General features: G+C 70.3%; 19 protein-coding genes. 8 read left to right on the forward strand and 11 right to left on the reverse strand.

Annotated elements, in window-relative coordinates; genetic code table 11:
- Nucleotides 1-106: 106 nt before the first annotated feature.
- On the forward strand, nucleotides 107-1,360 hold the full coding sequence (locus tag AB0I10_RS28230) for an alpha/beta hydrolase (RefSeq protein ID WP_363155476.1): 1,254 nt from the start codon (nucleotides 107-109) through the stop codon (nucleotides 1,358-1,360).
- Nucleotides 1,361-1,507: 147 nt separating this feature from the next.
- On the opposite strand, the gene AB0I10_RS28235 is transcribed toward AB0I10_RS28230, so the two are convergent.
- On the reverse strand, nucleotides 1,508-2,359 hold the full coding sequence (locus AB0I10_RS28235) for a dienelactone hydrolase family protein (RefSeq protein ID WP_363155457.1): 852 nt from the start codon (nucleotides 2,357-2,359) through the stop codon (nucleotides 1,508-1,510).
- Nucleotides 2,360-2,632: 273 nt separating this feature from the next.
- On the reverse strand, nucleotides 2,633-2,980 hold the full coding sequence (locus tag AB0I10_RS28240; protein ID WP_363155458.1) for a DoxX family protein: 348 nt from the start codon (nucleotides 2,978-2,980) through the stop codon (nucleotides 2,633-2,635).
- A gap of 324 nt (nucleotides 2,981-3,304) precedes the next feature.
- Here AB0I10_RS28240 and AB0I10_RS28245 point away from each other — a divergent pair, with 324 nt between their 5' ends.
- Both AB0I10_RS28245 and AB0I10_RS28250 read left to right on the forward strand, forming a co-directional pair.
- Nucleotides 3,305-3,550 carry a YxD-tail cyclophane-containing RiPP peptide gene (locus AB0I10_RS28245; protein ID WP_363155459.1) on the forward strand — a complete coding sequence of 82 codons (246 nt, stop codon included), beginning with the start codon at nucleotides 3,305-3,307 and terminating at the stop codon, nucleotides 3,548-3,550.
- 655 nt (nucleotides 3,551-4,205) lie between these two features.
- Nucleotides 4,206-6,431, forward strand: coding sequence for a tetratricopeptide repeat protein (locus AB0I10_RS28250; RefSeq protein WP_363155460.1), 2,226 nt, complete (start codon nucleotides 4,206-4,208; stop codon nucleotides 6,429-6,431).
- On the opposite strand, the gene AB0I10_RS28255 is transcribed toward AB0I10_RS28250, so the two are convergent.
- The 9 genes from AB0I10_RS28255 to AB0I10_RS28295 form a co-directional block, all read right to left on the reverse strand.
- Nucleotides 6,394-7,659: an alpha/beta fold hydrolase gene (locus AB0I10_RS28255; RefSeq protein WP_363155461.1), complete on the reverse strand. Its 1,266-nt coding sequence runs from the start codon at nucleotides 7,657-7,659 to the stop codon at nucleotides 6,394-6,396. The genes AB0I10_RS28250 and AB0I10_RS28255 overlap by 38 nt on opposite strands.
- Nucleotides 7,660-7,915: 256 nt before the next feature.
- Complete coding sequence (locus AB0I10_RS28260) at nucleotides 7,916-8,638, reverse strand: GntR family transcriptional regulator (protein WP_363155462.1); 723 nt, start codon at nucleotides 8,636-8,638, stop codon at nucleotides 7,916-7,918.
- A gap of 47 nt (nucleotides 8,639-8,685) precedes the next feature.
- Nucleotides 8,686-10,068, reverse strand: coding sequence for an aldehyde dehydrogenase family protein (locus tag AB0I10_RS28265; RefSeq protein ID WP_363155463.1), 1,383 nt, complete (start codon nucleotides 10,066-10,068; stop codon nucleotides 8,686-8,688).
- Complete coding sequence (locus AB0I10_RS28270) at nucleotides 10,065-11,069, reverse strand: proline racemase family protein (RefSeq protein WP_363155464.1); 1,005 nt, start codon at nucleotides 11,067-11,069, stop codon at nucleotides 10,065-10,067. Before AB0I10_RS28270 ends, AB0I10_RS28265 begins: the two co-directional genes overlap by 4 nt.
- Before the next feature lie 31 nt (nucleotides 11,070-11,100).
- On the reverse strand, nucleotides 11,101-12,006 hold the full coding sequence (locus tag AB0I10_RS28275) for a dihydrodipicolinate synthase family protein (RefSeq protein ID WP_363155465.1): 906 nt from the start codon (nucleotides 12,004-12,006) through the stop codon (nucleotides 11,101-11,103).
- 77 nt (nucleotides 12,007-12,083) lie between these two features.
- The gene (locus AB0I10_RS28280; RefSeq protein ID WP_363155466.1) at nucleotides 12,084-13,616 is read right to left on the reverse strand and encodes an NAD(P)/FAD-dependent oxidoreductase; all 1,533 of its coding nucleotides are present in this window, start codon (nucleotides 13,614-13,616) and stop codon (nucleotides 12,084-12,086) included.
- Entirely contained in the window at nucleotides 13,597-13,911 is a 315-nt protein-coding gene (locus tag AB0I10_RS28285; protein ID WP_363155467.1) for a (2Fe-2S)-binding protein, read from the reverse strand. The genes AB0I10_RS28280 and AB0I10_RS28285 overlap by 20 nt, the downstream gene beginning before the upstream one ends.
- A 35-nt stretch (nucleotides 13,912-13,946) precedes the next feature.
- A complete protein-coding gene (locus AB0I10_RS28290) occupies nucleotides 13,947-15,101 on the reverse strand; it encodes an FAD-binding oxidoreductase (RefSeq protein WP_363155468.1) in 1,155 nt (384 codons plus the stop codon).
- A 45-nt stretch (nucleotides 15,102-15,146) separates the two neighbouring features.
- Nucleotides 15,147-16,520 (reverse strand): aminopeptidase P family protein, encoded by a 1,374-nt coding sequence (locus tag AB0I10_RS28295; RefSeq protein WP_363155469.1) that lies wholly within the window; start codon nucleotides 16,518-16,520, stop codon nucleotides 15,147-15,149.
- A 128-nt stretch (nucleotides 16,521-16,648) separates the two neighbouring features.
- Between AB0I10_RS28295 and AB0I10_RS28300 the strand changes: the two genes are divergently transcribed.
- Genes AB0I10_RS28300 through AB0I10_RS28320 form a run of 5 tightly spaced genes read left to right on the forward strand, consistent with a single transcriptional unit; the run spans nucleotide 16,649 to nucleotide 22,302 of the window.
- On the forward strand, nucleotides 16,649-18,394 hold the full coding sequence (locus AB0I10_RS28300) for an ABC transporter substrate-binding protein (protein ID WP_363155470.1): 1,746 nt from the start codon (nucleotides 16,649-16,651) through the stop codon (nucleotides 18,392-18,394).
- A 14-nt stretch (nucleotides 18,395-18,408) separates the two neighbouring features.
- Nucleotides 18,409-19,344, forward strand: coding sequence for an ABC transporter permease (locus tag AB0I10_RS28305; protein WP_363155471.1), 936 nt, complete (start codon nucleotides 18,409-18,411; stop codon nucleotides 19,342-19,344).
- Nucleotides 19,341-20,327 (forward strand): ABC transporter permease, encoded by a 987-nt coding sequence (locus tag AB0I10_RS28310; RefSeq protein ID WP_363155473.1) that lies wholly within the window; start codon nucleotides 19,341-19,343, stop codon nucleotides 20,325-20,327. Before AB0I10_RS28305 ends, AB0I10_RS28310 begins: the two co-directional genes overlap by 4 nt.
- The gene (locus AB0I10_RS28315) at nucleotides 20,327-21,331 is read left to right on the forward strand and encodes an ABC transporter ATP-binding protein (protein WP_363155474.1); all 1,005 of its coding nucleotides are present in this window, start codon (nucleotides 20,327-20,329) and stop codon (nucleotides 21,329-21,331) included. Before AB0I10_RS28310 ends, AB0I10_RS28315 begins: the two co-directional genes overlap by 1 nt.
- Entirely contained in the window at nucleotides 21,328-22,302 is a 975-nt protein-coding gene (locus AB0I10_RS28320; RefSeq protein WP_363155475.1) for an oligopeptide/dipeptide ABC transporter ATP-binding protein, read from the forward strand. The genes AB0I10_RS28315 and AB0I10_RS28320 overlap by 4 nt, the downstream gene beginning before the upstream one ends.
- Nucleotides 22,303-22,412: the final 110 nt, after the last annotated feature.

A 22,412-nucleotide genomic window follows, 5' to 3' on the forward strand; every position in this document is an offset into this window, starting at 1 on the left:
ATGCGCCTCGCTACAGGTGCCGCGGGACTACACCCATCCGAAGGGCCCGCAGGTCAAACTGACGATCTCCCGGCTCCGGGCCGGCGACCCGCGACATCGGCGCGGTGTGCTGCTGCTCAATCCCGGCGGACCCGGCGGACCCGGGGTGGCGATGCCTCTGTGGTGGAGCGCGAAGGTGCCCGCTTCCGTTCGGGCCCACTACGACCTGATCGGCTTCGACACCCGAGGACTGGCCGCCAGTTCGGGCGTCTCGTGCCACCTCTCGGTCCACCAGTTGGACAACCTGCCGCTGGCCCCTCCGCTGTACGGCAAGCCGTTCTCCGCGACCGCCGAACTGCAGCGGAGCGTCGGCCGATCGTGCGCCCGGCACGCGGGACCGCTGGTGCCGACGATGTACACGAAGAACAACGCCCGCGACATGGACCGCATCCGGGCAGCACTGCGAGAGCAGCGGATCTCTTACTACGGGGTCTCCTACGGCACTTACCTGGGAGCCGTCTATGCGCAGATGTTCCCGCACAGTACCGAGCGGTTGATCTTCGACAGTGTGGTGGACACCTCCGCCACATGGCGAAACCGCTTCCGGCTCTTCGGGCCGGGATCCAAGCAGCGCTACCCGGACTTCACCCGGTACGTGGCCGTGCATGACGCCACGTACCACCTGGGCCGTGATCCCGGGCGAGTGGGACGGATCCTGTTCACGCTCATCCACCGGCTCGACCGACACCCGGTCGTCGTCGGCCGGTACCGGGTGAGCGGCACGGTGCTGCGTCAGCTCACCTTGCAGGGGCTGTACTCGGACAGCGACTTCCCCAACCTGGCGCTGGTCTGGCAGTTCCTGGCCCACGCGCCCGGCGCACCGTCCGCCGAGAAGGTCAAGGTTCCGCTGGGCGCGCTGTACTCCAAGGCGCTGGATCCGGCGTTCAACCAGCTCGTCCAGCCCAGCTCGGCGGCCACCATCTGCCAGGACGACCGAAGCTGGCCCCGCAGCCTCGCCCCGTACCGCCGCTCGCTGCGCGATGACTCCCGCCGCTACCCGGTGGGCGGGCCCATGGGCGGCGACATCTTCCCCTGCGCCTTCTGGCCCTACCAGGCCCCCGAGGCGCCGGAGAAGATCACGAACCAGGGGCCGCGCAACATTCTGCTCCTGCAGAACCTCCGCGACCCGGCCACCCCGTACCCGGGGGCCCAGTCCACGCGCCATGTCCTCGGCCGCCGAGCCACGATGGTCAGCGTGGACCAGGGCGGACACGGCGTCTACGGCTTCACCCCGAACCGCTGCGCTAGTGACATCGCCACCGCCTGGCTGGTCGACAGCACACTCCCCCGCCACGACATCCGCTGCCCCGGACCCCGCTGACCGACCACGTCCGGCTCGAAATCGGTATCGGTATCGGAATCAGAATCGATGCCGATGCCGATGCCGGTGCCGGTGCCAGTGCCGATGTCGATGTCGATGCCGGTGCCGATGTTGCTATCCCGCGCCGCCTCGCCCTGTCGGGGCGGCTCACCCTGTCCGTTCCGCGGCCGTGCCGCGGTGCTGGTCAAGCAGGCGGCTACGGAAGAGGTCGAGCACCTCGTCCAGCGCCGCGCGGGTCGGCTGGCCGGGTTCGTCGATGAGGTGCTCGGTCAGTACGGAGTGCGGCGCAAGCGCGGCATCGGGGTTCGCGGCGCCGTCGTCGAGTTCGACGGCGGTGAACGCATCACCGAGTTCGCGACGCAGAAAGGCGAACCGGTCGCCCGGTACCAACCGGTCCCCGCGGAAGCGCAGCCCCATGACCCGAAGGCCGTCGCGTTCGCAGCGGGCCCGGACGGTGGCGAGGTCTTCGGCGGAGATGTCGATACGGGCGGCCCGGCTCTTGGTGAGGGGCAGCGGCAGGGAAGGCTGGGACAGAACGGGGGCCAGAAGGCGCTCATCGGTGGCCATTGCCAGGGCGAAGCCGCCGGTGAGACACATGCCGACGGCTCCGACGCCGGGGCCGCCACAGCGCTGGTGCTCGTGTGCGGCCAGGGCCCGCAGCCAGGTCACCACGGGTGAGGACTTCCCGGTGGCCAGCACGGTGAATTCCCGGCTCACGCACACCTTCCCCATCGACGAGGCGAAGTACAACCCGGGCTTCAGCCAGCCATCGGCCGCGGGGTCCGCGGCGCGGCCGGGCGTGCCGAAGAGCACCGGAAGCACTGCGGTGCAGCCGATCGCGGCCACCCGTTCCGCGAACTCCAGCACCTTGGGCGTAATCCCCGGTATTTCCGCCATCACGATCACCGCGGGCCCCGTGCCGCGCCGCAGGATCCTGCGGGCGATGCCGTCGTGGGTGAAGGTGTCGCGGTCGAAACCGGTCAGGTCATGATCTGCCATGGACTACCACCATCCTGGTCGGGTACTGCTCAACAGCTGGTCCTGTGCTGCCCTCCGCGCCGGCATCAGAGCGAACTGCGCGGCGCGGGCTCCGCTCGCTGACGGCGATCGTCGGGCTGAATCATGATGCCCGTCCTTCCACCGGAGTGGAGTGGTGAGGACCACGTCCGCGCAGGGGGCTGCCTTCACCGGAGTGGCCTGGCCCGGCGGGAAGCGTCGAGCGGGCGCCGCTCCCCCACGGCCCGACCCGGCGCACCGACACCGAGCCGCGGCTCAGACGGCGAACCCCAGCGCCAGGGCACCGGCCACCGGCGCCATGTACAGCAGGGGGAACGGGATGTGGGAGTACCAGCGCGCCCGGACCACGGTGATGACGGCCCCGGCGAAATACAGCACCAGGCCGATCCCGGCCACGACACCGAGGACCGGCACGAGCAGGCCTGCCAGCAGACCCGCCGCCCCCGCGGCCTTGGCCGTACCGAGCCAGGGCCACCACGACCGCGGGATGCCGTAGTCGGCCAAGGGCTGCACGACCCACTGGGCGCGGAAAAAGATGGCGCCGGCCGAGAAGCCCGCCATGACGGCGGCCAAGAGGGTGACAACTACGTAGGCAGTGAACATCACGAATTCTCCCATCAAGCCTATGCCGGTGCGGGGTTGCTCCGGCCGGGTCTTGCGTTCGTCACTGCTATGACGCGCCGCACGGCACACATGTGACCGGTAGCCGATATCAACCTGCGTGCACCAGTGCCTGATCGGTCCTCGCGGCCGCACGCGGTCCCACTGTTCGATGTAGGCAGGCCAGGGCGGATGGGCTGGGGAACATCTCCGTACGCCCGATCGCCGGGCCGAACACACCGCACGCCGGGCCGACCGTGCCGCCCGTTCGGCTCTGCACAGGCCGGGGGTGTGACCGAGGCATGTGTCGAGAGAGGATGTAGCACGATGGACCAGCAGACGTTCCCTGAAGCGGATCGGGTTTCACACGACGAAACCGTGGGTCCGCGCGGCAATGACGTTCCTCTGCGTGACTACACCGGCGTTGACCTCCAAAACTTGGCGGCCCGCACGACACATCCCGTGCTCAGGGATGTCCTGGCCCGGTTGGCGGCCAGGACAGGGAGCCCGGGGGATATCGTCGCCTACTACGAAGACTCGGCCGGAGAACCGCCCACAGTCACTCAGGCATAGGTAATTGACGGAACGTCAGCTCAGTCAAGACCTCAAAGGTCTACTCTGTTGGCTCGGAAATCGGCGGCGGGGGTAGCGCATGGATCCACTCGTGGTCAGAGCAGGGCGCGTTCCCGTCTGCTCGTGGCTCGCGAAGGCGCGGAGGGCCGGCAACAGCCGGACCATCCAAGCAGGGTGGGACGTCCGCTTCGCCGAGCCGCCTGAGCAATGGGTTCCGGGGCACCCCCGCCGATTCCACCGGGGACGCAGAAAGCGCGGGCCGAGCACGGCTCCAGTGTCTACCAGGCCACACGTGACGTGCACGTCACCCACTACCAGACTGCGGCACCGGCGCTGGTGACCGCCCTGCACACCTTGCCGCGGGATATTGGCGGATTCACCGGCCGCGACGATGAGTTGCGGAAACTGGTCGAGTCGCCCGCGGCTGCCGCGGGTCCGGTACGAGTGATCGCCATCCATACGCTGGACGGCATGCCAGGGGTCGGAAAGACCGCTCTCGCCGTGCACGCCGCGCACCTGCTCGCCACCGAGTTTCCCGACGGCCAGCTGTTCGTTCGTCTGCATGCCCATACTCCTGGGCAGCGCCCGGTCACCGCGGCTGCCGCCCTGGCGACACTTCTCACGGGTATAGGGGTGCCGCCGCAGGGGATACCTGATGATCTCGACGCTCGCGCCGGGCTGTGGCGTGACCGGCTGGCCGGCTGGCCGGCTGGCCGGCCGGAGGATGCTCCTCGTCCTGGACGATGCCGCCGGTCGGGAACAGATCGAGCCGTTGTTGCCGAACTCCGCCGAATGCCTGGTGATCATCACGAGCCGCAGCCGTCTGGTGGCTCTTGAGGGAGCCCAACCGCTCGCGTTGGACATACTGCCGCCCGCCCAGGCTGCCTCGCTGTTCGCGCGTCTGATCCACCGTGATGTCGCGGACGACGAGACTGCGGCAGTAGCAGAACTGGTCTGTCTCTGCGGCTACTTGCCGCTGGCGATCACTCTGCTGGCAGGCCGGATCAATCACCATCCCGCCTGGGCCATAGGCCAGTTGGCGGCCGAATTCGCCGATACCCGGGACAGGCTCGCGCAGTTGGCTGCGGGGGACCACGCGGTGGCCGGCGCCTTCGATCTCTCCTACCGCGACCTGACATCCGACCGGCAGCGGTTCTTCCGTCGCCTTGGCCTGCATCCAGGCTCCGACATCGATGCCCACGCTGCTGCGGCTCTGGGCAACGTCCCCCTGGCTGAGGCCCGTCGGCACCTCGACGCTCTCTACATCGACCATCTGCTCGACGAGCCGTCGCCGGGGCGCTACCGTGCGCACGACCTCATCCGCGCGTACGCTCGCCACCTCGTCGCCGAGGACTCCCAAGAAGACCGCGACCAGGCCGTCGACCGGTTGTTGGACCACTACCGGCGCATGGCGGAAGCTTGCGACCGTCACCTCAACCGGTACTGGCACCGCGACACCAGATCGGACCAGCCGCTCGCCACGCCACCCGCTCCGGTCAATCGTGGTCAGGCTCTGGAGTGGATCCGCACGGAACAGTCGAATCTGGCCGCTTGCGCGCACCACGCCCTGGCCACCTCGCGCCTCTCCGCCGCGGTGGGGCTCGTCCAGGCGATGGCCGCCTACCTGCGCCAAGAGGGCTCCTGGGACCAGGCCATCGCCCTCCAGCAGTTGGCCGCGACCGCCGCAGGTCAGAGCGGCGACAACATTGCCGAGGCCCATGCCCTACGGCAGCAGGGCATTCTGTGTTCCTTGGCGGGCGACTACCCGGCGGCCCTGACCACACAGCGGCAGGCGCTGGACATCTTCCACAGGCACGGAGACCGTACCGGCCAGGCCGCCGTGCTGTATCAGCTGGGCATCATGGACATGCTGAATGGTCGGGCTCGGGACGCGGCGTGCAGGCAGCGGGAAGCCCTGGCCCTCTACGAAGAGGTGGGAGACGCGACCGGCCAAGCCGACGCCCTGAACGGACTGGGCACCATACAGCGACAGTTCGATGACGTCGCGGATGCATCGCGGAGCCACAGCCGGGCGCTCGACCTGTACCGCGGCCTCGGCGACCGTCTCGGGCAGGCCAACGCCCTCCACGGTCTCGGCGCAGTCCAAGGTCATCAAGGCGATATCGATGCCGCGGTGGAGTCCCACCAACACGCGCTGAGCATCTACCGCGACCTCGGCAATCGTCTGGGAGAAGCTCATGTCCTGCGGTACCTCGGCGTCCTGCAGACGAGGCGAGAGGACTACGGCACAGCGGTCGAGACCCTTCAGCAGGCATTGGTGATCTACCGCGGTCTCGGCAACCGCTTCGGCGAAGCCGGGACCCTGCACGACCTTGGCTTCGCGCTGAGGCGGAGCGGCGATTACCGAGCCGCGATGGCGGCCCAGCGAGAGTGCATCGGCATCCGCCGCGATCTCGGTGAGGCGTTCGGCGAGGCCCACTCACTGCGTGAGCTGGGCAGACTCCAAGTCCTGACACAGCATTACGCGATGGGGCTGGCGACGCAGCGCCAGGCGTTGGCCCTGTACCGAAGCCTCGACCACACCCTCCTTGAGGCCAGGACCTTGCACGGGATCGGCATCGTGCACGGTGAAATGGACAACCACCAAGCCGCCTTGGACACCCAACGAGAGGCACTGGCCCTCTTTCGCGCCCACGGGGAACACAGGGGCCAAGCAGATGCCTTGTACCACCTGGGCATCTCGTTACGGCTGACCGGCGACCACTCCGCCGCACGAGAAAGCCTGCGGGAGGCTCTGACGTTCTACCGCGGCCTCGGCAACGAGGCCGGCGAGGCCAACACCACTTCCGAACTGGGCGCTCTTGCAGCGAGGGACGAGCGGCCTACGCACGGCCCGAGGCCAGGTCCATCAGGCGGGTGAGGACGCGGTCGCCCGAGGCGGTGATGCCGTCGTGCTCCCACTCATTGGTGACCCAGACGCGGGTGGCGCCGACTTCACGCGCCGTGCGCAGGGAGAGTCCGGCGTCGACGTACATGTCGTCGTGGTAGACGATCGCGGCGAGGGGGACCTGGTTGGCGGCGAGGCGTTGGGGGTCGTAGAGCGGGGGCCAGTCCGGGCGCTGGGCCAGGAGGTCTGCGGCGTCCGCGAAGGGGCGCAGGCCCTTGATCTCCTGGAACATCCAGGGGTAGATCATTTCCCCGGTGAGGAGGAGGGGATCCGCCTCCTCGGCGAACTCAGGGAAACCTGCGCGGGCCCGGGAGGCCGCCCAGCCGGTCGGGCCCGCGCCCTGCCCGTACAGCGTCTCCTGCATGACGGCGAACAGCGGGTTGTCGGTGAAGCCGGTCAGGGCCGCCACGTGATGGAGGAAGGTGTCGGTCAACTCGCCGTCGGCGTCCAGAGATTCGTCGAGGAGCCAGTGGATGCGCTCGAAGCCGTCGCCCATGCCGAGGGCGAGGCCGAGGGTGCGCAGGCGGCGGGTGGTGAGGCGGTCACCGCCGGGCAGTCGGATGTCACCGGACGCGAGGAGGTCGGCGATCGTGCGGAGGCGGGCGGCGTCGTCTGGGTAGCGGGCGTAGAAGTCGAGGACCCGGTCTCGCACTCGGGGGTACGTGCGGGCGTACACATCGTCGGCGGTCGCGGAGAGTCCGGGCAGGCCACCGGTGACGTAGCAGGCCCGCAAACCGTCGGGGGCCTGGGAGAGGTAGGTGAGGGTGATGAAACCGCCGTAGCTCTGGCCGAGCGTCTCCCAGGGTTCTCCAGCACACAGTTGACGGCGTATCAGTTCTGCGTCGGCCACGATCGAGTCGGCGCGGAAGTGGGCCAGATACTCGGCCAGTCGGGGCGGGGAAGCGAACCGGGAGGCCATGCGCGCGGTGACCGGGGTCGAGCGGCCGGTGCCGCGCTGGTCGAGGAGCAGTACCCGGTGGGTCTTCAGTGCCTGGGGCAGCCATCCCGGCGAACCTGCCGAAGGGCGGGGCGCCTTGCCGCCGGGACCGCCCTGCAAATAGAGCAGCCAGGGCAGTTGGTCATTGGTGCGGGCCGGGTCGACCACCTCGCGCGCGAACACCTGGAGGGTCGGGCCGTCCGGAAGGGAGTGGTCCAGCGGGACGGTGAAGAAGTGATCGGTGGTGGCGTATGCGGGGTTCATGGGGCCCTTTCACGGTGAGGCGGAGAGGGTGAGGTGGTCCGACTGGCGAGGCGTGGACCAGTGGGATGTGCACCAGCTAGGCGTGCGCTGGTGAGGTGCGTGCCAGTGAGGTGCGTGCGCTCGTGAGGTGCGTGCGCTCGTGAGGTGTGACATTGCATAGATGGGCATGAAACAGCCCCCTCCTCTTTCGGGCAGCTCCCACTTGAGCACAGCACCGCGTTGCGGGGAGCCTGGCCCGCCTCAGCGCCTCAGCGCCTCAGGCGGACCGCTTCCCGGTACGCCGCGCCGCCGATTTGGGTTCGGCCGAGGAGGAGCCGTCGCTGCTGGCCCAGAGAGAGCGGACGTGGCCCAGGTGCTTGGCCATGCACTTCTCCGCTCCCTTCGCATCACCGGCGAGCATCAGATCGAGGAGCTCCAGGTGCTCCTCGGCCGAGGGGATCAGCTCACCGCGCTCGTCCAGGGCGGTGAGCCCGTAGAGACGGGAACGCTTGCGCAGGTCGCTGACGGTCTCGACGAGGCGGTCGTTGCCGCAGAGCGAGAGGAGCGAGAGATGGAACTGCCGGTCGGCCTCCAGGTAGCCGATGAGGTCGTGGTCACGTGCCGCTCGGACGATCTCCTGAGCGACCGGGCGCAGCGCCTCCAACTCGTCTTGGGCGGCGCTGCGGGTGACCCGGCCGACCATGGGGATCTCGATCAGCGCGCGGATCTCGGTGTACTGATCGAGGTCGCGCTCGCTGACCTCGGTGACCCTGAAACCCTTGTTCCGGACGGGCTCGACCAGGCCCTCGCGGACCAGGTCGAGCATCGCCTCGCGCACAGGGGTTGCGGAGATGCCGAAGTCCTCGGCGAGCGTGGGCGCCGAATACACCACACCCGGACGCAGCTCGCCGGAGATCAGGGCGGCCCGCAGGGCGTTGCTCACCTGGTCGCGCAGCCGCTCCCGGCCTGCGTTGAGGTCGCGGTGCTTCAGATGCCCCATGGCGGTCGTGGTCCCTTCGGTCTGGTATGAACCACCACCGTACAATGTCACGTTGTTTTGGCGGGCGACAGGGTGTACGTCCGGCTGGAGGTGTAGAACTCCAGCGCCGCCCGGCCCTGTTCGCGCGGCCCGTGGCTGGATGCCTTGGCGCCGCCGAAAGGTAGGTGGAAGTCCACGCCGGTGGACGGTGCGTTGACCCGGATCATTCCGGTGTCGAGCCGGTCGAGTCCGCACAGCGCTGCGTCCAGATCGGTGGTGTGGACCGAGGTGACCAGGCCATACGGCACGGAGTTGGTGATCCGCACCGCGTGGGTCAGGTCATCGGCGGGCACGAGGGCCGCGATGGGCCCGAAGACCTCTTCGCTCAGCAGGCGGTGCCCCGCGGGGACCTTCTCGACCAGCGTCGGGGCCGCGTACCAGCCGGGCCCGTCGAGTACGGTGCCGCCGGCCAGTGCACCCAGGCCGCGCCAGGCGTCGCTGACCTGGTCGCGGGCGTGCTGGTTGATGAGCGGCCCGCTCACGGTCGCCGCATCGGCCGGGACGCCGACCGGAACGGCCCGCAGCGCTTCGGAGAGTGCTTCACGCAGGGGGTCGAGGGCCGCGCCGACCGCGATGACACGGCTGGTGGCGGTGCACTTCTGGCCCGCGTAGCCGGCGATGGAAGCCGCGATGTGGGTCGCGGCCTGCTCGATGTCGGCGTCCGGGAGGACGATGGCCGCGTTCAGGCCGCCCATCTCGGCCTGCACCGGAACGCCCCCGTCCGTGGCGGCGCGGGCGACGGCCCGGCCCACTGTGGTCGAGCCGGTGAAGGAGACGACGTCAGCGGCGGAGACGAGCGCGGTCCCCTCTGTCGCTCCGCCGGGCAGGACGGTGAACACCCCGGCGGGCAGGGCCTGTTGGACGAGCTCGGCCAGACGCTGCGCACAGGCGGTGGCTTCGGGTGCGGGCTTGAGGACGACCGTGTTTCCGGCCGCGAGCGCCGGGGCCGCCTTCCAGCTCGGAATGGCGAACGGGAAGTTCCATGGCGTGATCAGTCCGGCCACGCCGTGCGGGCGGCGGCGGGTGAGCAGCAGGCCGGGGCCCGCGGCACTCTCGTGGACGGCACCTACGGGCTCGTACGGGGCCTGGGCGTAGTAGCGCCAGATCGCGACCGTGCGTGCGACTTCGGCCCGCGCTTCGGCGAGCGGCTTGCCCACCTCGCGGACGGCGAGTGCCGTCAGGTCCGCTCCGGCGGCTTCGATGGCGGCGGCGACCGCGCCGAGGGCGGCCGAGCGGGCGGCCGCCCCGCCGAGCAGCCAGTCGGGCTGGGCGGCGCGGGCCCGCTCCACGGCGTCGACCGCCGCGAACGCGCCGGGCGCCGGGATCTGGAGCAGTACGTCGGCGGGGTCGGCCGGGTTGCATGAGGTGATGAGAGAGACGGCGTCGGTCACAGGAGGAAACCTCCGGGGAAGGGGTCGTCAGGGTCGAGGAAGTACTGGGCGGTGCCGGTGATCCAGGCACGGCCGGTGACGGTCGGCACGACGGCGGGCATCGAGCCGACGGTGGTCCTGTCGGTCAGGCGTCCGGTGAAGCGGGTGCCGATGAAGGACTCGTTGACGAAGTCGCGGCCGAGGGGCAGCTGACCGCGCGCGTGCAGCTGGGCCATCCGGGCCGAGGTACCCGTACCGCACGGGGAGCGGTCGAACCAGCCGGGGTGGATGGCCATCGCGTGCCGCGAGTGGCGGGCGCCTGCGCCGGGAGCCGCCAGGTAGACGTGCTTGACTCCGGCGATCTCCGGCCGCTCGGGGTGCACGGGCCGCTCCGGCGAGGCGTTGATCGCGTCCATGATGGCGAGCCCAGCGGCCAGCAGGTCGTCCTTGCGTGCACGGTCGAACGGCAGCCCCAGCGCGTCGAGTTCGACGAACGCGTAGAAGTTCCCGCCGAACGCGAGGTCGTAGGTGACGGTGCCGTAGCCGGGCACCTGGACCTTGCGGTCCAATGCGGCGCAGAACGCCGGCACGTTGGTGAACGTGACCGACTCGGCCACGCCGTCCGCCACCTGGACCTCCACGGTCACCAGGCCCGCCGGGGTGTCGAGCCGGACGGTGGTGACCGGTTCGGCCACCGGCACCATGCCCGTCTCGACCAGGACGGTGGCGACCCCGATCGTGCCGTGCCCGCACATCGGGAGCAGCCCGGAGACCTCGATGTAGAGGACTCCGTAGTCGGCGTCGGGGCGGGTGGGCGGCTGGAGGATGGCGCCGCTCATGGCGGCATGGCCGCGTGGCTCGTACATCAGGAGCGTCCGGAGATGATCCATGTGTTCGATGAAGTATGTCCGCCGCTCGGCCATGGTGGCGCCGGGGATGACGCCGACGCCACCGGTGATCACGCGTGTGGGCATGCCCTCGGTGTGCGAGTCGACTGCGTGGAAGACATGGCGGGTGCGCACGGGGCTTCCTTTCGACGGTCGGGTGGTGTGGTCAGCAGTGGCCGTCGGCGACGGCCTTCTCGGTGGCGGCCCGCACTGCCGCCTCGGTCTCCCCGGTGAGCGGGGAACGCGGCGGACGTGTGGGCCCGCCCCGCCGCCCGACGATGTCCATGGACAGCTTGATGGACTGCACGAACTCGGTCTTGGAGTCCCAGCGCAGCAAGGAGTGCAGGGACTTGTAGAGCGGAAGGGCCGTGGCCAGGTCTCCGGAGACAGCGGCGTGATACAGGCTGGCGCAGCTGGCGGGGAAGGCGTTGGGGTATCCGGCGATCCAGCCGACGGCACCGGCGATGGCGAGTTCGAGCAGGACGTCGTCGGAGCCGATCAGGAGATCGAGCTGCGGTGCGAGTTCGGCGATCTCGTACGCCCTGCGGGCGTCACCGGTGAATTCCTTCACGGCGACAATACTGCCGTCCTGGTGCAGCCGGGCCAGCGTGCCGGCGGTGAGATCGACCTTGGTGTCGATGGGGTTGTTGTATGCGACGACCGGCACCCCGACCCGGGCGACCTCGGCGTAGTGGACGCGCACGCCCGCCTCGTCGGCCCGGTAGGCGTTCGGGGGCAGCAGGAGCACCGAGCCGCAGCCTGCTTCGGCAGCCTGCTCCGCCCAGCGTCGGGCTTCGCCGCTGCCGTAGGCGGCGACGCCGGGCATGACACGCGCCCCGTCGCCCGCGGCCTCGACGGCGGTCCGCACCACGCGGGCCCGCTCCTCGTCGGTGAGGGTCTGGTATTCACCGAGCGACCCGTTGGGCACGACTCCGTCGCAGCCGTTCGCGATCAGCCAGCGGACGTGCTCGGCGTAGGCGTCGTAGTCGACGGACAGGTCGTCACGCAGGGGAAGGGCGGTGGCGACCATGATGCCGCGCCAGGGGCGGGCGTTGTTCCAGGTGGTGGTCATGCCGGCGAAAACCTCTCTATGGAATGTGACATTTCATCAAGCCGTTGGCGGCGCCCCGAGGGCGGCTCGGCTCGCGGTCAGCCGTCGCCGCCGGGGGCGGCTTCGGTCTCGGATTCGGTCTCGGATTTGCTCTCGGCTCGGTTCCCGGGCTCGTGGACAACGGGGTCGTCGAGCGCAGCGAGCGCCGAGAGCGGGACAGGCGCGGCGAACGGGCGGCGTTCGGCGGGGGGGTCGGCGGCTTGGTCGCGGGCCGCGAGACAGGCCACGGACGGGCCGCACATCCGGCCCTGGCACCAGCCCATACCGGCCCGGGTGAGCAGCTTGACGGTGCGTGCGTCCCGCGCTCCGAGGTCCTCGACCGCCTCGCGAATCCGCCCGGCGGTGACCTCCTCGCAGCGGCACACATCGGTGTCGTCCGTGAGCCAGCGCGACCACCCCGGGCCGGGCGCGTGGGCAGCGGTCATGGCGTCGGCGAAGGCGCGCATCCGGTCCCTGCGGCGCTGGAGTTCCCGGGCCCGGCCGCCATGGGCGGGGCGTCCAAGGACCCGGGCGGCAACAGCGACAGCCGCCAGCTCTCCTTCCGTACGGGCGAGTTGCGCCCCTCCCACTCCCCCGGTCTCACCTGCCGCCCACAGACCGCGTACCGAGGTCTCCTGGAGGCCGTCCAGGGTCAGGGCCCTGGTGCCGTCGGGCAGCGGGCGGGTGGCACAGCCGAGCGCCGTGGCCAGTTCGATCTGGGGGACGAGGCCGTGTCCGACGGCAAGCGCGTCGCAGTCGATCCGTCGCCCCGTCCCCCGTACGGGACGCCAGTCGCGATCGAGACGAGTGACGGTGACGGCCTCCACCCGGTCGGTGCCGTGCACCTCGGTGACCGCGCTGCGCAGCCGCACGCGCACCCGGTGCCACAGCAGCGAGGCACCGTGGATCAGCGCCTCGGCCGCCTTGTGCGGATTGGTGACGAGCGCCCGGGGGTGCCGGGCGTACCGCAGGTAGCCGGACGCCTCGACAACGGCCGGCACGCTCGCACCGGCAGCGGCCAGCGAGGAGGCGACCGCGAGCAGCAGCGGGCCGCTGCCCGCCACGACCACCCGCCGTCCGGGCAGCACCAGGCCGGACTTGAGCATGGCCTGCGCTCCACCGGCGCCCACGACGCCGGGCAACGTCCAGCCGGGGAAGGGGAGTTGGCGTTCGTACGCGCCGGTCGCCAGGAGCACCGACCGGGCCCGTACGCGGACGGGGCGCTCGCCGCCGCCGTCGGCCCCGGTGACGGCGTGCACCGCCCACGGCCCGTCGGCACCCCCGGCGCCCGCGCCCTCCTCCTCGTCTCTCGTCACGCTCCACACGTGATGTCCGGGAAGGTGGCGGACGTCGCTCCGCGCCAGCCGTCGGCGCAGGTCGGTGTAGGCGGACCAGTCATGGTGCAGCGCCTCGGGCCGGACGGCTCCCATGACGGTCGCCGGAGTGCGGTAGAACTGCCCGCCGGTCTGCGCGGAGGTGTCCAGCAGGGCGACGGACAGTCCGAGTTCACTGGCCGCGACGGCTCCGGCGAGACCGGCCGAGCCCGCACCGATCACCACGAGGTCGAACGGTTCAGACGCCGAGAGCGGCACGGCCGTGTCCTTCCTGAGTGGTGACGGCGTCCCCCGGCCGAGCGGGCACCAGGCAGGCCCGCCGGTTGGGCTCTCCATTGATGGTGGCGAGGCAGTCGTAGCACTGGCCGATGCCGCAGAACGCGCCCCGCGGGCGGCCGCCGCTGCGCGTGGTGCGCCAGGCCAGGATTCCGGCTCCCCACAGCGCAGCGGCGACGGACTGGCCGGGCAGCGCGGTCACGGCGCGCCCGTCGAACGTGATCCGGAACGACGGACCGGGCCGAGCGCCGACCAGGTCGGCGGGGGTACGGGCCACGGGTCCTCCTCTCATGGCAGTCATGGCTGGCGGTCTCAGGCGGACTGAGGGAAGCGTTCCGGCCTGAAGCGAGTGATGTCGAGTGGCGGTTCGCCGCCGGTCAGCGACCGTGCGACGACCAGTCCTGTGGCGGGAGCGAGCCCGATCCCCGCGCCCTCGTGGCCGCAGGCGTGCAGCAGGCCGGGGACGCGCGGGTCGGGGCCGATGGCGGGCAGGTGGTCCGGCAGATAGGGGCGGAAGCCGACGTATGTGCGCAGCGCCCGGACCCCGGCGAGCACCGGGAAGAGGGCGGTGGCCTGGGCCGCCAGCCGCCGCAGCACCTCGACCGACAGCGTGCGGTCGAAGCCGACCCGTTCCCGGCTGGCGCCGATCAGGACCGGCCCCGCCGCGGTGCCTTCCACCACCGCCGAGCTCTGCAGCGCGGCAGAGCCGCTGGCCACATCGGCGACATAGTCGGCCGCGTACACCTTGTGGCGCACGACGCGCGGCAGCGGCTCGGTGACCATGACGAAGCCCCGGCGGGGCCGTACGGGAAGGTCCACACCCGCGAGGCGGGCGAGGTCACCGCTCCAGGTCCCGGCGGCGTTCACCACGTACGGGGCGTGCAGTTCCCCGGCCGTCGTCCGCACCCCCCGGATCTCTCCGCTCGCCCCGGTGAGCAGGCCGGTGACCTCCTCGCCGAGGCGCAGTCGGACCTGGTCGCCGCCGGCGCGCAGCAGATGCGCGGCGGCGAGTGCCGGCATGACCTGCGCGTCCTGGGGGTAGTGGAAGCCACCCGCCAGGCCGGCGGCGAGATGGGGCTCCAGGTCGTGCAGGCGGTCGGCCGGGACCTCGTCCGCCGTGACACCTGCCGTCCGCTGCCCGGCCGCGAAGTCCCTCAGCGCTGCCATCCCGGCCGCGCCGGAAGCGACGACCAGTCCGCCTTTGGATTCGTACTCGATTTCCGGCGGGAGTTCTTCGGCCAGCTCCCGCCACAACCGGTTCGACAGCAGGGCCAGTTCGAGCTCGGGTCCCGGCTCCTTGTCGGAGACCAGGAGGTTGCCCTCGCCGGCCCCCGTGGTACCGCCCGCCACAGGGCCGCGGTCGAGCACGGTGACGCGGAGTCCGGACCGGGCGGCGTAGTAGGCGCAAGCCGCACCGATCGCACCTGCCCCGACGACGATGACGTCTGCGGCGTTCCTCGTAAGCACGTCAGTAATATTTCACATTGCACTGCCCGTGCCAAGAGGCTGCGGTCAATTGCCGATCAGTTCCCCCATCCACGCCTCGACCGCGTCCGGCGTGCGCGGCAGCGCACCCGACAGCAGCCGTGCGCCGCTCGCCGTGACCAGCAGATCGTCCTCGATGCGCACGCCGATGCCACGCAGCTCGACGGGGAGCGTCTCGTCATCCGGCTGGAGATAGAGACCGGGCTCGACCGTGAGCACCTGGCCCTCTTCCAGTACCCCGTCGAGATACGCCGCCGCGCGCGCCTTGGCGCAGTCGTGGACGTCCAGGCCAAGCATGTGGCCGCTGCTGCACAGGGTGTAGCGGCGATGGAGGTCGCCGTCGGCGCTCTTCAGTACGCCCCAGTCGGCGAGCCCTTCGGCGATCACCCGCATGCACGCCTGATGGAAGTCGCGGAAGCGGGCGCCGGGCTTCAGCGCGGCAATGCCCGCTTCCTGCGCGGCGAGGACGAGTTCGTACACCTGCCGCTGGACGGACGAGAAGCGGCCGGAGAGCGGCAGTGTGCGGGTGATGTCCGCCGTGTAGAGCGTGTCCGTCTCCACTCCCGCGTCGAGCAGCAGAAGATGGCCGGGATCCAGGGGGCCGTCGTTGCGGATCCAGTGGAGTACGCATGCATGGGCGCCGGAGGCGGCGATCGTCTCGTATCCGGTGCCGTTGCCCTCGGCGCGGGCGCGCAGCCCGAAGACCCCCTCGATCCAGCGCTCGCCGCGCGGATGGGCAAACGCCCGCGGCAGCGCCTGCACCACGTCCTCGAAGCCCGACACGGTGTGATCGACGGCCAGTTGCAGCTGCGCCACCTCCCAGACGTCCTTCACCAGTCTCAACTCGCTGAGGACCGAGGTGAGTTCGGGATCGGTCAAGGCGTCGCGGCCTGGTGGCAGCTTGTGGTGCGCAGCCAAGTGCGCACACCGGATGCCGGTCATCCGCTCGGCCTCGGCCAGGTCGGGGCGGCGCCCGACCCAGAACTCCCCGTGCCGGCGATCCCGATAGAACTCGTCGCCGCCGTCGCGCGGTGAGCGGGGGCGCACGTACAACACCGGCTCATGCCCGTGCGGCCCGTCCGGCTCCAGGACCAGCACATGGCCCGCCTGGTCCTCGCCGGTGAGTCCGGTCAGCCACGCATAGGCGCTGTGCGGCCGGAATCGGTAGTCGCAGTCGTTGGAGCGGACCTTGAGCTCGCCCGCGGGAATGACCAGCCGCTCGCCCGGGAAGCGGGCGGAGAGGCGGGCGCGGCGGGCGGGGGTCAGCTCCGCGACCGGGAGCCGGATGTCGCCGGGCAGCGGCGTCGCGGCCCAGCGGCCGGACAGGAACGCGGCGAGCTCCGCCGAAACCGGCAGGTCATGACTTGCCGCTCGGATTCCGGTGGTTATGGAGTCGTCCATGGCAGCCCCCTCGGGCACGGGTGGGTAACGAAGTCACCGACACCTTGTCAGTGCAATTTCACATTACTATGTTACCGGTCACACTCCAGCCAGCTCTGGCTGCCCGACTGCTTCCGGAGTGACCACTCATGGACAAGCGCACCTCTACCGCTCTGGCCGCCGCACTGGTGGCGGCCCTCACCTTCGGCACAGCCGGCTGCTCCGGCGGTCAGAAGGCGGACGACGCCCGCGGCCGCAAGAACCTCGCAACGGCCAACAACGGCCGAACGCTTGGCGGGACGCCCACCAAGGGCGGCACTCTCACCGTCCTGTCCAACCAGGACTTCACCCACCTCGATCCCGCCCGTAACTGGGTGATGAACGACATGGCTTTCGGGACCCGGCTCCTCTACCGCACCCTGGTGTCGTACAAGGCAGCCCCCGGAACCGCCGGCGGCGAGCTGGTCCCCGACCTCGCGACCGACCTCGGCACACCTTCCGACGGCGCCAAGACCTGGACCTTCCACCTCAAGCGGGGGATCAAGTACGAGGACGGGACGCCGGTCACCGCCCAGGACGTCAAGTACAACGTGGAGCGGTCCTTCTCCCCGGACCTGCCCGGCGGCGCCGACTACGCGGCCCGCTACCTCAAGGGCGCCAAGGGCTACCAGGGCCCCGCCAAGGGCGAACACCTGGACTCCGTCAAGACGCCGGACGACAGGACGATCGTCTTCGAACTGCGCAAGCCCTTCGCCGAGTTCCCCAACGCGACGGTGATGCCCACCTTCGCCCCGGTACCGAAGGCGAGGGACAAAGGACCGCAGTACGACAACCGGCCGTTCTCGTCGGGCCCGTACAAGATCGCGACGTACCAGCGCAACAAGAAGCTGATCCTGGTCCGCAATCCCCACTGGGACCCCGGCACGGACGGGATACGCAAGGCGTACCCGGACAAGCTGGTCATGGTGATGGGGCTCAAACCCAACCAGATCGACGACCGGATGATCGCCAGTCAGGGCGCGGACGCCTCCGCCGTCCCGTGGTACGCGCTGCGGCCGGAGAGCGCGGCCAAGGTCCTGACCAGAGCCGAGGTGCGCGAGCGGCTGCTCGCCGAGTCGACCAACTGCACCGACATGGTGCAGATGCACACCGGCCGGGCCCCGTTCGACAACGTGAAGGTCCGACAGGCCGTGCAGTACGCCCTCGACAAGGAGGTCGTGGTCACCTCCTCCGGCGGCCCCGCATTCAATGACGCGTCCACCGCGTACATGCCCGCCGCCCTCTTCGGCGGCAAGCAGCCCGACACCCTGAAGGTCCCCGCCACCGGCGATGCCGACAAGGCCGAGCAGTTGCTGAAGGAGGCCGGCAAGCCGAACGGCTTCACCACCAAGATGACGGTCTCCAACGGTGACAAGGGGCGGGCCGAGGCGGTCCAGCAGTCGCTCGCCAAGGCCGGTATCAAGGTCACCATCGAGACGGTCGACCCGTCCGCGTTCTACGCCACGATCGGCGACACCGCCAACCGCACCGACATGGTGTACACCGGCTGGTGTCCCGACTACCCGTCCGGCTCCACCTTCCTGCCCTTCGTCTTCGACGGCCGCTATGTCAAGGAGAAGGGCAACTCGGGCAACCACTCCCTCTTCCGTGACGAGCCGACCATGAAGCGGATGGACGAGATCGCCGCGATGACCGACGCCAAGAAGGCGAACGCGGCCTGGCGGGAGCTGGACGGCGAGATCCTCGCCAAGGCCCCGGCCGTGCCCGTCCTGGTCCGGCGCTGGCCACTGGTAGTGGGGACCAACATCGCGGGCGCGTACGGGCAGACCTCCTTCGGCGGCCAGCTCGACTACGCCTCGGTCGGCCTCAAGGACCCCGCCAAGAGCGAGGGCTGAGGAGCACCCCCACCATGGCCACCACCTCCACCACCTCCACCGGCGCCCCGGCGGGCAGCGGCCCCTGGCAGCTCGCCCGGCAGCAGCTGCGCCGACGCACCGCCGTGAAGATCTCCCTCGTCGTGATCGCGCTCTTCGCGATCATGGCGGTGGCCGCCCCGCTGCTGAGCCTGCTGGGCGGCTGGTCACCCGAGGAGTTCGACAAGACCGCCGTCGACCCCTACCTGGGCGGGCAGCCGATCGGCCCGCTCGGCGGGATCTCCGCCGACCACTGGCTCGGGGTCGAACCGGTCACCGGCCGCGACCTGTTCGCCCGGGTCGTGCACGGCGCCCAGGTCTCGCTGCTCATCGCCTTCGCCGCCACCGCGATCGTCGTCGTCGCCGGCACGGCGGCCGGGATCGCGGCCGGCTACTTCGGCGGCCGCACCGACGCGGTGCTCTCCCGGCTGATGGACCTCACCATGTCCTTCCCGTCCCTCATCTTCATGATCGCGATGATGTCGGTGGCCCGGGACGTCAACCGGATCGTGCTGATGATCGCCGTGATCGGGCTCTTCGGCTGGCCCGGCATCGCCCGCGTGGTACGCGGCCAGACGCTCTCGCTCAAGCATCGCGAGTACGTCGACGCCGCCCGCGTCGGCGGCTCGGGCCCCTGGCGGGTCCTCACCCGCGACGTCCTCCCGGGCGTCGCCGGGCCCGTCATCGCGTACACCACCCTGATCATCCCCGGGATGATCGCCACCGAGGCGGCCCTGAGCTATCTGGGCGTCGGCGTCCGCCCGCCCACCCCCTCCTGGGGCCAGATGATCGCCGAGAGCGTCGCCTTCTACGACACCGATCCCATGTACTTCGTCATCCCCAGCATCTGCCTCTTCCTCACCGTGCTCGCGTTCACCCTGCTCGGCGACGCGCTGCGGGACGTCCTGGACCCGAGGGGAAGCCGCACATGATTCTTTACATCGGGCGCCGGATGCTCGGGGTGATCGGCGTCCTGATCGCCATCGCCGCCATCGCCTTCACCATCTTCTACGTTCTGCCGTCCGACCCGGCGGCCGCGGCCTGCGGCAAGTCGTGCAGCACCGAGCGGTTGACCGCGATCCGTGAGCACATGGGTCTCGACCAGCCGCTGTGGCAGCAGTTCGCCGACTTCGTCACCGGCATCTTCACAGGCCGCACCATGGGCACCGGCCAGTACGAGCTGTACTGCGATTTCCCGTGCCTGGGCTACTCCTACGAGAACAGCGAGGCCGTCTGGGACCTGCTGATGGACCGTCTCCCGGTCTCCGCCTCGCTGGGCTTCGGCGCCGCCGTGATCTGGCTCGTCCTCGGGCTGTCCGCAGGGGTCGGCGCGGCCCTGCGCAAGGACACCCTCACCGACCGCGCGCTCATGGTCGGCGCCGTGGCCGCCGCTTCGCTGCCGGTCTACTTCACCTCGGTGATGCTGATTTACGGGGTGATCCGGATCGCGGGGCTGCTGCCCTATCCGAGTTATGTGTCCTTCGGCGACAACCCGCTCGACTGGGCGTCGAACCTGCTGCTGCCCTGGCTGGCGCTGGCCATCCTGTACGCGGCGATGTACGCGCGGCAGAGCCGCAGTTCGATGATCGAGACGATGGCGGAACCGTACATCCGCACCGCGCGCGCCAAGGGCCTGCCGCGCCGGACGGTCGTGGTCAAGCACGGGCTGCGAGCCGGTATGACACCGATCCTGACCATCTTCGGCATGGATCTGGGCGGACTGCTCGCCGGCGCGGTGATCACTGAGTCCATCTTCGGGCTCCCCGGCGTCGGACGGCTCTTCTACGGTGCGCTCTCCAGCGGCGACCAGCCGGTGATCCTCGGAGTGACGCTGCTGGCCGCCACCTTCATCGTCGTCGCCAATCTGGCCGTCGACCTGCTGTACGCCGTCGTCGATCCCCGAGTGAGGTACTGATGAGCGCAACCGAACCCGTGCTCTCGGTGCGGGACCTGACGGTCACCTTCCCCACCGCGCGCGGTCCGGTACGGGCCGTGGACGGCCTCGGCTTCGAGGTGCGGCGGGGAGAGACCCTCGGCATCGTCGGCGAGTCCGGCTCCGGCAAGTCCGTGACCTCCATGGCGGTGATGGGGCTGCTCACCGGCGCCGCGGTCACCGGCTCCATCACCCTGGGCGGCCGGGAGCTCACCGACCTGCCGGAGCGCGAGCTGAACCGGCTGCGCGGCCGCAGGATGGCGATGATCTTCCAGGACCCGCTCTCCAGCCTCCATCCGTACTACACCGTGGGCGAGCAGATAGCCGAACACCACCGCGTGCACTTCGGCAGCAGACGAAGGGCCGCCCGTGAGCGGGCCGTGGAAGCGCTGGCCGAGGTCGGCATCCCCGAGCCGAGGGGCCGGGCGCGGGAGTATCCGCATCAGTTCTCCGGTGGCATGCGCCAGCGCGTGATGATCGCGATGGCCCTGGCCTGCGAACCCGAGCTGCTCATCGCGGACGAGCCGACCACCGCCCTGGACGTCACCGTCCAGGCGCAGATCCTGGAGCTCATCGCACGGCTCCAGGAGGAACGGGGACTGGCCGTCATCATGATCACGCACGATCTGGGCGTGGTAGCCCGCGTCGCCCACGAGGTTCTGGTGATGTACGGGGGCAGGGCCGCCGAACAGGCCGACGTGGACACTCTGTTCGCGACACCGGCCCATCCCTACACCCGCGCCCTGCTCGACTCCCTCCCCCGCCTCGACGACAGTGACGACGAACCGCTGCGGGCGATCCCGGGCAGCCCGCCGTCCCTGCTCACCCCGGCCCCCGGGTGCACGTTCGCGCCCCGCTGCCCCCGGATCGTCGACGCCCCCGCCCAGGAGCGCTCCCGCTGCGAGACGGAACTCCCCCTCCTCGACGGCCCGAGCGGCCATCCGGCCGCCTGCCACTTCCCCGCGTACGAAGGCATGGCCTCATGAAGATCACCGAACCCCTGTTGTCCGTAAGGGACTTGACGATGACGTTTCCCGGACGGCGACGATCCGCCCCGGTCCGGGCCGTCGACGGCATCACCTTCCATGTGGCAGCGGGCGAGACGCTGGGACTGGTCGGAGAATCCGGGTGCGGCAAGTCCACCACCGGCCGCACCATCGTCCGGCTCCTGGAGCCCACCGCCGGCTCCATCACCTACGACAGGCGTGACATCAGCCATTTGTCGCAGCGCGAACTGAAGCCGCTCCGCCAGGACTTGCAGATGGTCTTCCAGGACCCACACTCCTCGCTCAACCCCCGCCAGACGGTGGCCCGGATCATCTCCGACCCGCTGCTCGTCCAGGGCAGTTCAGCGGCGGACGCCCGCAAGCGCGCCGTCGAGCTGATGGAGCTGGTGGGGCTCATCCCCGAACACATCGACCGCTATCCCCATGAGTTCTCCGGCGGCCAGGCCCAGCGAATCGGCATCGCCCGCGCGCTGGCCACGGGCCCCCGACTGGTCGTCGCCGACGAGCCGGTCTCCGCCCTCGACGTCTCCGTCCAGGCCCAGATCGTCAACCTGATGGAGCGGCTGCAGCGCGAACTCGGCCTCGCCTACCTCTTCATCGCCCACGACCTGTCGGTCGTCAAGCGGGTGTGCGACCGGGTCGCCGTGATGTACCTGGGCCGGATCGTCGAGATCGGCCCGAAGGAACGGGTCTACGCCGCACCGGCCCACCCCTACACGCGCGCGCTGCTTTCCGCCGTCCCACTGCCCAACCCGGCCGCCGAACGGGCCCGCGAGCGGATCACCCTGCTCGGGGACCCACCCAGCCCGGCCGCGCCTCCGCCCGGCTGCACCTTCCACCCGCGCTGCCCCAAGGCCCAGGAGATCTGCCGCGCCGGGGCGCCCTCCCTGCGGAATACGGCGCCGGGCACGGCGCGGCAGGTGGCGTGTCACTTCCCCGACGCGGTCTGAGCATGGTTGTGGCCCGGCCCCCCCCGGGGGGGCCGGGGGCCCACCAAGGGGGTGGGGCAACGGCATTGTGGTGCCTAAGGGGGAGCCGGGCCAGGCCGAAGGGAAGAGGG

Source organism: Streptomyces sp. NPDC050636, from assembly GCF_040654775.1.
GTDB lineage: Bacteria > Actinomycetota > Actinomycetes > Streptomycetales > Streptomycetaceae > Streptomyces.